At 36.3% G+C, this 13376-nt stretch carries 10 protein-coding genes; 1 reads left to right on the forward strand and 9 read right to left on the reverse strand.

All coding sequences use genetic code 11. The features are described from left to right. Window positions 1-22: 22 nt before the first annotated feature. Both HXT25_RS01805 and HXT25_RS01810 read right to left on the reverse strand, forming a co-directional pair. On the reverse strand, window positions 23-1060 hold the full coding sequence (locus HXT25_RS01805) for a substrate-binding domain-containing protein (protein WP_013399756.1): 1038 nt from the start codon (window positions 1058-1060) through the stop codon (window positions 23-25). 88 nt (window positions 1061-1148) lie between these two features. After that, window positions 1149-2633, reverse strand: a complete 1485-nt coding sequence (locus HXT25_RS01810) for a xylulokinase (protein WP_004114421.1) — start codon at window positions 2631-2633, stop codon at window positions 1149-1151. 222 nt (window positions 2634-2855) lie between these two features. On the opposite strand from HXT25_RS01810, the gene HXT25_RS01815 reads away from it, so the two are divergent. Next, window positions 2856-4061 (forward strand): ROK family protein, encoded by a 1206-nt coding sequence (locus tag HXT25_RS01815; protein WP_227644073.1) that lies wholly within the window; start codon window positions 2856-2858, stop codon window positions 4059-4061. Window positions 4062-4151: 90 nt separating this feature from the next. Here the strand turns inward: HXT25_RS01815 and HXT25_RS01820 are convergent, their stop codons facing one another. The 7 genes from HXT25_RS01820 to HXT25_RS01850 form a co-directional block, all read right to left on the reverse strand. Further along, window positions 4152-4604 carry a hypothetical protein gene (locus tag HXT25_RS01820; protein WP_004114412.1) on the reverse strand — a complete coding sequence of 151 codons (453 nt, stop codon included), beginning with the start codon at window positions 4602-4604 and terminating at the stop codon, window positions 4152-4154. Between the two features lie 18 nt (window positions 4605-4622). After that, window positions 4623-7640, reverse strand: a complete 3018-nt coding sequence (locus HXT25_RS01825) for a glycoside hydrolase family 2 TIM barrel-domain containing protein (protein ID WP_004114410.1) — start codon at window positions 7638-7640, stop codon at window positions 4623-4625. Between the two features lie 13 nt (window positions 7641-7653). Then, window positions 7654-8301: a beta-phosphoglucomutase gene (gene pgmB / locus HXT25_RS01830; RefSeq protein WP_004114408.1), complete on the reverse strand. Its 648-nt coding sequence runs from the start codon at window positions 8299-8301 to the stop codon at window positions 7654-7656. Between the two features lie 7 nt (window positions 8302-8308). After that, complete coding sequence (locus tag HXT25_RS01835; protein WP_004138715.1) at window positions 8309-9181, reverse strand: DMT family transporter; 873 nt, start codon at window positions 9179-9181, stop codon at window positions 8309-8311. A gap of 1 nt (window position 9182) precedes the next feature. Further along, window positions 9183-11519: a glycoside hydrolase family 65 protein gene (locus HXT25_RS01840; RefSeq protein WP_165844599.1), complete on the reverse strand. Its 2337-nt coding sequence runs from the start codon at window positions 11517-11519 to the stop codon at window positions 9183-9185. Window positions 11520-11586: 67 nt separating this feature from the next. Continuing rightward, window positions 11587-12408, reverse strand: coding sequence for a carbohydrate ABC transporter permease (locus tag HXT25_RS01845; RefSeq protein ID WP_004114402.1), 822 nt, complete (start codon window positions 12406-12408; stop codon window positions 11587-11589). Next, window positions 12405-13370 carry a carbohydrate ABC transporter permease gene (locus tag HXT25_RS01850; protein ID WP_075038417.1) on the reverse strand — a complete coding sequence of 322 codons (966 nt, stop codon included), beginning with the start codon at window positions 13368-13370 and terminating at the stop codon, window positions 12405-12407. The genes HXT25_RS01845 and HXT25_RS01850 overlap by 4 nt, the downstream gene beginning before the upstream one ends. Window positions 13371-13376 lie beyond the last annotated feature (6 nt).

The raw sequence follows: 13376 nt of genomic DNA on the forward strand, positions 1-13376 counted from the left end.
AATCACTATGAAACTTAAAAGATTAGAAAGGATACTTTCCGTCTGGGAAATCACCTTTCTTAAGAACCATAGGAGCATTACCTCTTACTTGATGACCATCAACTTGAATATCTTCATAACCTTTTACATTTAGGTTTGTACCATTACTAATCTTCTTGCCCTTAATCTTGTTATATGCAAGAGATAGAGCTGCGTAACCAGCATCAGCAGGACGCCAAGCTTTAGCATACTTAACCCAACCTTCATTTATGTAAGGCATATCAACAGATGGAATACCAAGAGAAGAAACAAATACGTTTTTATTTCCTCGCTCTTTCAAAACAGCAGCCATATTAGCTCCTGCAGAAACGGATGTGCCAAATAGTCCTTTCAAATCTGGATGCGCATTAAGTATCTCCGTTGAAACCTTTCGAGCAGTATCATCATTATTGTTATCTTCATACGGTTCGTCAGATACGAATGAAATATCTGGATATTCCTTTTCTATCAAAGACTTACATGCCTTGTACCAAGCCATATGTGTTTCCATCGTCTTTGAACCAACTATCGCTGCTATCTTGCCCTTACCACCTATTCCATCAGCAAGAGGCTTGCAGAATCCCTCACCAAAGTCTTTATTCTTAAATGCTTCTATATCATAGTCAACATCATCAGCAATATTGCCACCTTCGTGAGAAATAACAACTATGCCTTTAGCCTTAGCTTGCTTTATTACTGGCTTAAGAGCTTGAGGATCATTTGGAACAACAACAATAGCTTTGACGTTTTGCGAAATTAAATCAGAAATCATCTGAGCCTGCTTTGCAGAATCACCAGAATCTGGAGCAATTTGTTTAACTTCAACTTCTCCTTCATGATCTTTACCAAAACGTTCAACACCACTTCGCATATCATCAAACCATGGAATTCCCTCTTGCTTGGCAACAAGAACCATTTTTATTTTTCCATTTTTTGACGATTGCTTTGATCCTATTAGACCACCTGATCCACATGCTGACATAGGAGCTAAAAACGCAACAGTCAGCATCGTTGCCAATGTTACTTTCATTGATTTACGCATCTTATTCTCCTTTGATTAGTGATGCATATGATTTTTTAATTTATAAACTATAAATATTATTTTTTACGATTATCGATATATATTGGTTTCAATGTTTTATCGTATCTATTGCCATACAATCTACAGCTTCTGAACGCGTTATAAAACGTTCAGAAACTTCATTAAATCGCTCTGCAATAAATGGAACATAATCACCTATATACTCACTAGACAATCTAGGCACCCATTCTGGAGGCTCAGAACCACCACAATAAACCCACGCAGCTTGTTTTGAAGCTCCATCCGCAACATATTCGCTATATTCTGGTACACTGACAGGCAATCCAAGAACGCATGGAGCAATTCTTCTAACAGCCTCAGACTGAGCGCCGCCTCCTATAAGATTAATCTTATTAACTTTCATTCCTAGAGATGTCATAGCTTTTATTCCGACACCAACTCCGCATAGCATTCCTTCAATCGCAGCACGTGCAATATTTGAAGGAGTAAAATTCTCACAAGTAACTCCATGTATTGCACCAGTCGCATCTGGCAAATTCGGCGTTCTTTCTCCTTCAAAATATGGAAGAACAACCAATCCTTCTGATCCAGGAGGAGCACACAAAGCAGAATGCGAAAATTCTTCATGTGTCATATGTAAAATTTGCCTAAACGAATCAATTACTCTAGATGCGTTTAACGTACAAACAAGTGGCAAATAATTTCCTGTAGCATCTGCAAAACCCGTAACATATCCTTTTGAATCGTGAATTGGAACTTTAGACACCAAAGACACAACCCCAGAAGTACCAATAGATAAAACAACTTCCCCTGGCTTTAGACCCAACCCAAGAGCAGCAGCTGCATTATCTCCAGCTCCTGGACCAATCTTCATATTAACGCCACAAATATTTGATTCACCGATACACTCATGAGGTCCTACCACTCGAGGTAAAACAACTTTACTTGCAAAATCATCTCCAGCAGTCATAGAGATTATACTTCTCTTGTATTCATTATCTTCTGAAGAAAAATATCCAGTTCCAGATGCTTCTGAACGATCAGTTGTTAAAGTATTTATGTCTTTACCGTCTTTTAAAACCCAAGTAAGCCAATCATGAGGAAGTGCAATAGCTGCAGTTCTTTTTAGATTATCAGGTTCTTCACGATTCATCCATCTAAGTTTTGTAATGGTTAAAGATGCGACTGGAACACTACCAACAGACTTAGCCCATTTTAATTTTCCATTTTCAGTAGAACCATTTCCAAATTCGTTTATTAATTCATACGCATCAATTGCAGATCTTGTATCATTCCATAAAATAGCATCTCTAACTACGTTACCATTGTTGTCAAGCGCAACCATACCATGCTGTTGACCTGCTATAGATATAGCGACTACATCATCCAATCCGCCGGCTTGTTTAACAGCTTCATCAAAAGCATTACGCCAAACATAAGGATTTATTTCAGTACCTCGACCATGCTTGGCAGAACCAGACCTTACTAATGCGCCAGTTTTCAAATCGCGAATAACTATCTTGCATGATTGAGTAGAAGAGTCAACACCCGCTACCAATTTATGAATACTCATATTACCTCCCAACACCATCGTCAGGTTTAGTTGCTTTATGCAACATAATACGTCAAATAATTAACTTTGTCTACACGAGCAACAAAAATATCTTAACAATTCCAACACGTACGGCATACTATATATATGCAGTTGATGGATTACAGTAAACACACAAGCGCGATGTCTCTATACAATAATCAACTCGACCCAGCAAGGTCAAAATCCATTCGAAACCATAATTTGACGTTAATAGCTAACACACTGACTTCAAGCAACAAACATTATTCTAGAGCAGAATTAGCAAGAATAACTGGATTAAATAGGTCAACTCTTACACGTTTGGTAGATTCACTAATAGAATATGGAATAATTAGCGAATTACATTCAGAAATAACTGGATCAGGAAGACCAGCAGTACCACTGACCCCATCATTACATACTTATGCATCAATAGGATTATCTTTATCAAAATCAAATTTGGAAGCCTGTGTAATAGACATATCTGGAAATATTCTTTCAAGATATTATGAACAAATAAATGACACAAATCCTACAATAATATTGAAAAAAATCAAAAACATTATTTACTCAACGAAGCAAAAATTACAAAAAGCAAATCTTCCAACAGTATCAATATCTATAGCAATTAGCGGTTTAATGAATACAACTGAACAACACAAAATATCAAGCCCAAATCTTAAATGGAGCCACGTTGATTTATCTGACTTCTACAATAAGAACGACAAAGATAATAACTTAGAATTCATACCAATATCATTTATAGACCTTGCTGCAGCTGGAGCATATGCAGAAATCTATTTAAGAAACAAAAAAGGTAATACAATACCGAATTTTCTCTATATACATAGCGGCAATAGCATAGATACCGCATTAATAAAAAATAACACTTTTGAACAAGGGTGCAATAATTGGGGCGGAAAGTTCGGGCACGTTTTTGTATCATCTGGAAAATCTAATTGTTCGTGTGGGCATACAGGCTGTTTAGAAAGCTTTGCTGGAAGTCGAGCCTTAATAAGGGAAGGAAAATTAGGAGAAAATGCATCGATAAATAATTTTTATGCAGCACTATTCAGAAATGAGCCTGCTGCAACTCGAGCCGCAAATATAGCAGCAGAAAAGCTTGGAATAGCAATATCATCATTTATAAATATATTTGACATACCAGTTTTCATATTTGATGGAATATATTCAGAAATTTTCGATTCTGTAAAAGATAAAATAATTGAGACTATCAAAGAAAGAGCAATATGCTCAAACTGGTCATCTATAGAAATAATGAAATCTACTGTTCCAGGTAATGCATCAGCACTAGGTGCAGCATGGAAAGGTATGAACGAATTCTTAAATACTCCAGAATTATGGATTAAAAAGTCTAAGGAAGCTTTGTCATACTACCCTATACAATCCATGTCTTCAGATATATAACTCATTACATTATTTGCATAACACATTTGTATATGACATACAAAAATTTTATGCGAAGTGAATATATAGACTACGCAGTACACATTGTATTCACTTATTGGGGAAGCTAAAACCTTCAACTGTCACCTGAGCCTGCATCAATACGCCATAAGATTGCTGAAGTATTTTAAACGCCTCGGACATATCAATAAGAAGAATGCCGCCTTCATGTAACTGAACGGTCTCTCCAGAACCTACGAAATATTCACGATCGTTTAAATCACTGTAACGCTCAACTGGTAGCAAATTTCCTTTATCAGCAATATCAATATAAGCAGTACCGCTTACAGAATACAACGCAGTTTGATATCGTCTCGAACCTATAAACCGTTTTTCAACAACGCATCGCAAATCATGAGTCCAAAATGTAATAGAATCCCCTATAGAGTAAGCCTCATCATTAGATAAACACTTGACCTTACCAATAGCCTCAATAAAACGCTTCCATTTTCGACTTCCATTTATACATACTTCAAATTCTGAAACATTGTTATAAATACGCATAATATCTTTCTTTTCATATCAATCCATTGTTGCATTATCGCAAATAGGCATAAAGGAAAAAGCGAAATTACAATTCTCAAAACGAATTCTATGAGAATCTAAAACCTCACTGCCCCATGAGTTAGATCCCAAACCCAATATTTGATCATTGAGATTTATTGTAACAAGATCATCTTCATGTAATTCATTTCTATGCTTCGCCTGTTCAATAGTATTGGAAGTAAACGGCCAAGCAGAATAAGAGAATCCATCAGTCATAGAACTACTAGACAAACGCGTTACTAAAATACCTACCCCACTACTATTACGCACAGATACCCACCGCGTATTTTGATGGTTTCCATAATCTTGCGGACGAACGTATGGAGTTATCATATCGTCGACACTGGCTTCCCAGAGTCCAACAACTTGAGAACTACAAGAATCTGGATATGTTTCACCCGGACCACGACCATACCAAGTAATATTGTCATACTCTCGAGGCATAGCAAAAGTTAATCCCACACGCGGAATAATATCTTTATAACTACCATAAGCTTCAGCGCATATTTCAAGATTAAGCACTCCAGACGAATTTACAACATACCTACTATTTAATTTCATTCCGAACGATAACACAGGAGGAGCAAATCTCTGTTCTACAGTGACTTCAGCAATATCATCACAACTCTTCCAATTAACGGAACGAGTATCTAATTGCATAATATCTAAGAAATTAGGCTTCCATAATTCATTGTACTCTTGTCGATAATTATCAATAAGAGGTCGCCAAATATCAAAATGAATCGGAGTTTTAATCATATCATGGGAAGCATTGTACCAATGTATGAGATCACCAGAAATTCTGTCAAACACATATTTCTGCGATTTCGATGTGATAGTAATATAGTCTTCATCAACTTTAATATCTGGTCGAAATACAGAACATTTTTCTTGCGAACATGGTAGTTCTATATTACCAGCCCGATAACAATACTGATATACACCAAGCGGAGAATGCTCATCATTCCACCAATAACGATGCAAACTATAAACATAAGCAGTTATTAATAACTCTCCAACATTTGAACCTAGTTTAGGAATATTTAATTTCACACGTATCGTATTAGAAGGATGTAATTCTCCTGGAGAGATAGTCGTATTATAGATGGCATGACCATTCTCACTCAATGAGAGATCAATACGAATATCATCAAGGTCAGTAAAATAACGCTTATTGGTTATAACTATATATTCACCATCTAAATCTACATGAACTGGACATAAAACCTGTTTATACTCTAATAGACCAGGGCTTGCCGCTTTCCATGGAAAAACAAGACCATCGATGCTAAAGTTGCCATCATTTGGGTAATCATGGAAATCTCCGCCATACGCATTATATGAACGACCCTGCGAATCAACTTGAGCAATTCCATGATCACACCATTCCCAAACAAAATGCCCTTGAATACTAGGATAACAATCAATAACCTCCTGATATTCCTGTAACCCACCAGGACCATTGCCCATAGAATGTGCATATTCACACAATATTCTTGGCTTTTTTGTTGGATGCTCACCAAAATCATTCATTTGAGAAACTCTCGAATACATAGTTGAAAGAACATCAACAACTTCGCCAAATCTATCTTCCTCATAATGTACGGGTCGCGTTGGATCAAGCTCTTTGCATCTATGATACATAGCCCGGAAATTACATCCAAACCCAGATTCATTACCAAGAGACCACATAACAATACACGCATGATTACGCTCTTGAAACACTTCACGTTCAATGCGTGACACGTAAGCTATTTGCCAATCAGAATCATCACTAATCATGGAGATATTACCAACATGTTCAAACCCATGACATTCGAGATCAGTTTCAGCAACAACCATAAAACCAAGCTCATCACATAATTGATAAAACCTAGGATCATTAGGATAATGAGAAGTGCGTATTGCATTTATATTATGCTGTTTCATCATTATAAGCTCATGTTTCACATCAGCAATATCAATAGCACGACCTTTATTCTGATCAAAATCATGACGATTAACTCCATGCATAACAAAATACTTACCATTAAGATACATGAGACCATCTTTAATGCTTATTTCAACGAGCCCAAGACGATGCGACACAACTTCGTTAGATCCAGTATCACTTGTAACAGTAATTACCATGTCATATAAATATGGGTCTTCAGGATTCCAAAGATGCGGATTGTCAATATACATTTTTGTATGTACTTCTCCATTTGGAACCTTTTGCTCAATACGCGAAACAACAATACCATTATCCTCAATACTGCATGAAAAAGAAGAAGTTCCGCTTATTGTAGCGTCAAAAGATAAACAGGCTCTACCATCATCTAATAAATGAGTGCGAGCGAAGAAATCTTTCAAATGTACCTTTGGTCTACGATATACATATATATCACGAAAAATTCCACTAGCCCACCACATATCTTGATCTTCAAGATACGTTCCATCGCAATATTGCATTACAACGATAGAGAATAAATTCGTGCCTTCAACTACGGCTTCAGTAATATCAAATTCAGCAGAAAGACGCGATCCTTTTGTCATTCCAACATATCTGCCATTTAGATAGACTTCACCATAACTTTCAATACCGTCGCAACGCAAAATAATCTCTTCATCATCGTCAATAGATGAAATTATTATTTCCTTCTGATAAACAGCCGTTGGAGTCAAAGTTGGAACTCTAGGAGGATCAACAGGAAAAGGAAATGCTTCGTCAGTATATTGCAGTTGACCATAACCATCAAACTGCCACATATGAGGAACATTTACTTCATCCCAATTGGATTGTAATTCTGTTTTCATATACTTTCGGACAGAATTGGGACTTTTCAATAATGCAAATTTCCATTTTCCATTTAAACATACATATCCATGCGCAAATTCACGCTTATAAGTTTTTGCTAAACTAGAACACTCATAACTTAAGAAATATGCTCGAGCCGGTAATCTATTTTTACCAGTCAACGAAGGGTTCTCCCAATCATTAACACTTTCTACCATTGTTAAACCCCATTTACTTACGAAATACTGCTAGCAAATCGCTAAATGCATGGATATTATACTCAGCTTTTAGTGATGAAATTGCAATACTACCAAAAGCAGCACAATCCATACATCCAGCATGGGCCGCTTCAATTCCAGCTATGGCATCTTCTACAACAAGACACCTAGATGCCTCACACTGCAATAATTGCGCAGTTTTAACAAAAACCTCTGGATTTGGCTTTGAGTGTGTAATATCATTACCATCACACACTCCATCAAAATAATCATCAAGTTGAATCTGATGAAGAATATACTTAGCATTTTTACTAGATGATCCAAGCCCCAATTTTATTCCATCACAACGAAGCGACTCCATAACTTCTTTTACTCCTGGCAATATGTCATCTGGGCTCATCTGAGAAAGCATACTACGATAATATTCGTTTTTTTGATCCGTCCACTTTATTTTTTCTTTGTCAGTCATTTGACCTTGGTACTTCTCAAGAATAATATCAAAACTTTCCATTCTGCTAACGCCAAGTAAGCGTTTGTTTATCTCTTGATTAAATTCAATATTTAGTTCGTCTGCTATATGTTTCCAAGCAAGATAATGATACTTGTCAGTTTTACAAATAACTCCATCTAAATCAAAAATAACAGCCTCGTACTTATACATTGTTATATCACTCCTTTGTTGAACGACGTATAAATGATGAAGGAAGACTAGAAATGAGCACCGCACATAAAATAATTGCACTGCCAATAATCATACGAATGGTTACTATTTCATTAAGCAGTATAATTGAGAATAAAGTGCCAAAGACCGCCTCTAAAGATAACACAATAGCTGATTGCGTTTCATTAACGTATTTTTGACATGCTGTTTGCAGAAGATAGCAAACAGTCGTACTTATAAAACCAAGATAAATTACACTAATCCAACCGTTTGGCGAGGCAATCCAATGGCATTCTCCAGTAAATTGCATTACAACAAATGACAATAAAAACGCAGTACACATTTGTATACAATTGAGTACATTAGGTCTATAAACTTTTACAAATATTCCAGTTAGGACAATCTGACTAGCAAAACCTAAAGCACAAAGCAATGTCAGCAAATCACCAAAGGAAATCGTAAAATTATTACTTAAAGAAAGTATTGCGACACCTAAAACGGATAAAATAGCTCCCACAATCTCCTTCAAGCCTACACGTTTTTTAAATAAAAACATACTCAAAAAAGGAACAATTACGACATTCAGAGAAGTAATAAAAGCATTTTTTGATGGCGTTGTATACTGAAGCCCAAATGTTTGTAAGGAGAAACCTGCAAACAAAGCTACACCCATACCTACGCCAGCTAAAATCTCCTTATAATTAATGACAGTAAATTGCTTAGCAGAGATTACAAGCATAACCAATGCAGCAATAGCAAATCGTATTGTCATTATTTGCATTGGTGCAAATGAGCCCAGTGCTATATCACTTGCTACAAATCCACCACCCCATATAGCAGTAACAACAGTTAAACCAATTATTGCCAATTTACGACGCATATTAAATACCATCCTCAGCACACCCATTTATAACTACTGGTGCACCATGTATTAGGATTGTCATGCTGCGACCTTGCAATATGTGAACTTCAACTTTATCCGATGATATGTTGATTTCCAACCATCTACCAGCATAATGTAATCTGAAAACTATAGACTTCCATAGAGCTGGAAGTTTAGGATCTATAGTCAATACATTTTCAGCATTAATATTTATGCCAGCAAATCCAAAAATAACAGTTTGCCACACTCCACCAGCATTAGCAGCATGTATCCCTTCGCGTGTGTTACCCTGTAAATTAAGTAAATCGAGTGTAGCAGACCTCTTTATATAACGATATGCTTTAGAGTCATCTCCAACTACAAGACCCATAATGGCATGGATACTAGGACTAAGAGAAGAACCATGTAGTGTCCTAGCTTCATAAAAATGATAATTGTTTTTTACCACTTCTTTAGAAAACTCATTCCTCAAAAGATGCATTAACATCACAACATCAGGCTGTTTAATAATCTGAGTTTTCTCTACTGGATACTCTTTCAATGCAGCTGGACGAATTGGCCAATCATTCTCATCATATTGACTAATAACCACATCTTTCAAATTAAAGTATCCCTCAAATTGCTCAATAATTCCATTACAATCTTTCGGAAGATATATGTGATCTGCTACATACTTCCAATGAGCAATCTCCTCTTGAGTAAGGTCAGAATTATGAATAATTTCACTATACTTTTCAGGTTTTGCCACTTTTATTTGTGATAATAGTTGCAAAGAATAACGTATATTCCAACGCGCTAGATAATTTGTATATGTATTATTATTGACTGGCTCATGCCATTCATCAGGACCTGTAACTTGATTAATCTCATAACGAGAAGATTTTTCTACCCACTCACAACGACTTACCCAAAAACAAGCAGTCTCTAATAAAATATTTATTCCTTTTGAATATAGAAATTCGTGATCATGAGTAATTTGCAAATACTTAGCAACACCAAAAGCAATTGCAGCAGTCACATGCTGCTCATATTGCGCAACATAGCAACGATAACAAGTACCATCTGGCTCAATCGTCCAATCTGGGCATTGTTCAGATCCGTCATCAGCTGACTCCCATGGGTACTGAGCCCCTAGTAGTCCATTCTTTTTCGCATTCCTCTTAGCTGCTGGTAAAAGATTATATCTATACTCTTCTAACTTACGTGCAGTATTTGGAAACACAAAAGCAAAGAATGGCAACATGAACAACTCGCTATCCCAGAAAGCATGTCCTCCATATTCCTCTCCACTTAATAACTTAGCACCAATATTAACTCTATTATCTTCTTCATTCGCAGAACTCATAAGATGAAAAATATTGAATCGTATTGCACGATTTAATTCATTATCTCCTACAATTTCAATATCCGCGTGATCCCACATCTTCTCATACACCGCGATATGATTTTGCAGTTCTTTTTCTACACCATCAAGAATCATTGCATTTATTTCTGACTCTACATCTTCAAACAAATGATCAACAGGTGTATCTCTACTATCTTTTACTGCAACATATTTCACGAGAATAATAGGTTTTTTGCATTGAACAGAAACGTCACAAAATTCAACACCTCGTTCTCCAAAAGCATGAAAACAACGATTCTGTAATATGTTTACAGTAGACTCAAAATTATTGTCGTATTCATATCCCAACAATCTTGCACCAACTGCAACATGAATATTGTCATCACGTGTAGCCACTTCTAAATACGTACCATCAGAACTTAAACTATTATTACGTATTAGCTCTGTATGCTTTACTTTAAATCGTGGAGCATCGCAAAAATTGATAATAGAACCATCAATAGTGTGTTCTATTTCCAACAAACCATTGTAATTTAATGGAATTACTCGAACCACAACTGCCATACGATTACGATGAGCGCGACTCACAAATCGCAATGTATCAATCTGCGTATCACGCCCTTTTTTATCACGCAACACAGTATATTGTCGTAGACAAGCACGTTTCATATCGAGCCATCTACGATATTGTATAATTTCACAATCTTCAATACCTATACACTGCTTCTCAAGATATAAGCGAACGCCTAACCAATTAGGTAATGTTGCTAATTCTTTCATAAAAGTTTCGGATTTATCAAATATGCCGTTTATATACACATAAGGAAGAGAAACACTAGTTCCTTCTTCATGAGCACCACGAATTCCTAAATAACCATTTGATAATGCAAACAAACTCTCATATTGTAAATTTTTTTCAGAGCAATATGAATCTTCTGTTATACACCAATCGCTATCAAACACGCTGAAAATATCAGAATTCATAAGCATAGAACAATCCCCCTTTTTTGCGAAAATATATACAATGACAAACACTGAAGAAATAGAAAAACTACTTTTACTTTATTGAACCACTAGTTCCCTCAACTATGTACTTCTGACCAGCTAAGAAAGCAATAACTGGAGGAATAATCATCACGACAGTAATACAAAGCATTGGAATAATTTGCGTTTGATGCACACCTTTGAATGATGCCAAGCCTAACGCAAGCGTGTACTTACTACGATCTTGCAAGAAAATCAAAGGTCCTAAATAATCGTTCCACACGGTAATAATGTTCAACAAACCAATTAGAATGAGGCACGGTCGCATGATTGGCATATATACTTTCCACCAAATCTGCAAGTCATTACAGCCATCAATGCGTGCAGCTTCTTCGTATTCTTTTGGTACTCCAAGAAGGAATTGCCGCAATAAGAAGATGTAATACGCTGATCCAAAGAACGCTGGTACAATCAACGGGAGCAATGTATTTATCCAACCAAAAGCCTTAAATTCCATATACTGAGGAATCATTGTTACATCCCAAGGAATCATCATCGTACTTAGCAAAATGATAAAAAGAACATTCTTCCCTCGGAAATTGTAACGAGCAAATCCATACGCAACAAGTGAACAAGAAAGAATCTGACCAATTGTAGTAAATACCGTCACTATCATAGAATTCATGAAAAATGTTCCAAAAGGTTGAGAATTCCAAGCTGTGACGTAATTATCCCAGTGCCATTCTTTTGGAAAAAGTGTAGGTGGATATGCAATAGCTTCAGAAGATGTTTTTAATGTTGAAAACAACATATACCCAAATGGTGCAAAGAAATAAATTGCAACCATTACCAATAAGGCATACACAACCACCTTAGACTGGATAGACATTTTCATAGCACAACCTTCTTACGCCCAAATTTCTTTATATTTTTTGCTGCATTTCGACCCTCAGTCTCATAGAACACCCAAGCGCTGGACGAACGAAAAACTAACGCAGTTAATAACAGTACGATAATAAACATCACCCAAGCATTCGCGCTCGCATAACCTAATCTATGGAATTTAAAGGCATTTTCGTATGTCATCAAACCGTAAAAATAGGTTGATTTTAGAGGTCCGCCATTGGTTAAAAGCATCACTAAAGTTACCTGTTGGAAAGAGGTAATAATAGATGTAACCAAATTAAACAATAGAGTAGGTGTAATCATAGGCAATGTAACATTGAAGAATTGCCTAGTCATACCTGCGCCATCAATAGCAGCCGCCTCATATAGATCTATTGGAATATTTTTTATATCTGTATAAAAAATAAGCATCATACTACCAACACCAAAGGCACTAGCAATAATTACTGCTAACAATGCCCACTTTGGATCAACAAGCCATTGTGGACCTTTAATTCCTAAGAAAGATAGAAGATAGTTAAGAACACCATAATTTCCATTTAGTATCCACCCAAAAATTATAGAAACTGCAACTCCTGAGATAACACATGGAATATAAAACAATGTTCTAAAGAATCTTACTCCCTTCACGGGCATAGCAATAAGTACAGCAAGAAACAGAGCGATTATTAGATTTAATGGAACAAAAATCGCCGCATATTTAAGCGTAATGCACAACGCATTCCAGAATTGTACATCATTGAACAACATCTCACTATAGTTTCCTAGCCCACGAAAAACTGGAGATCCAGTTATTCCCCAATCAAAGAAACTAATAGCAAATGATAAAAGCAGCGGTCCTAATGTAAAGACCAAAAATCCAATAATCCAAGGAGCAATAAAAAGATAGGGCCAAATGCGCCGAGACACTGACGCAGTCAGCCTCTGTGTCCTATTAGATATAACACTCATAATATG

The sequence above is a fragment of the Gardnerella sp. DNF00476 genome (assembly GCF_049262735.1).
GTDB classification, from domain to species: Bacteria; Actinomycetota; Actinomycetes; order Actinomycetales; family Bifidobacteriaceae; genus Bifidobacterium; species Bifidobacterium vaginale.

Coding starts and splice junctions, on each gene's coding strand:
- HXT25_RS01820 (WP_004114412.1), bottom strand. CDS start 4,604: ATGCGTATTTATAACAATGTTTCAGAATTTGAAGTATGTATAAATGGA.
- HXT25_RS01840 (WP_165844599.1), bottom strand. CDS start 11,519: ATGCTTATGAATTCTGATATTTTCAGCGTGTTTGATAGCGATTGGTGT.
- pgmB (WP_004114408.1), bottom strand. CDS start 8,301: ATGTATAAGTACGAGGCTGTTATTTTTGATTTAGATGGAGTTATTTGT.
- HXT25_RS01810 (WP_004114421.1), bottom strand. CDS start 2,633: ATGAGTATTCATAAATTGGTAGCGGGTGTTGACTCTTCTACTCAATCA.
- HXT25_RS01825 (WP_004114410.1), bottom strand. CDS start 7,640: ATGGTAGAAAGTGTTAATGATTGGGAGAACCCTTCGTTGACTGGTAAA.
- HXT25_RS01835 (WP_004138715.1), bottom strand. CDS start 9,181: ATGCGTCGTAAATTGGCAATAATTGGTTTAACTGTTGTTACTGCTATA.
- HXT25_RS01850 (WP_075038417.1), bottom strand. CDS start 13,370: ATGAGTGTTATATCTAATAGGACACAGAGGCTGACTGCGTCAGTGTCT.
- HXT25_RS01845 (WP_004114402.1), bottom strand. CDS start 12,408: ATGAAAATGTCTATCCAGTCTAAGGTGGTTGTGTATGCCTTATTGGTA.
- HXT25_RS01805 (WP_013399756.1), bottom strand. CDS start 1,060: ATGCGTAAATCAATGAAAGTAACATTGGCAACGATGCTGACTGTTGCG.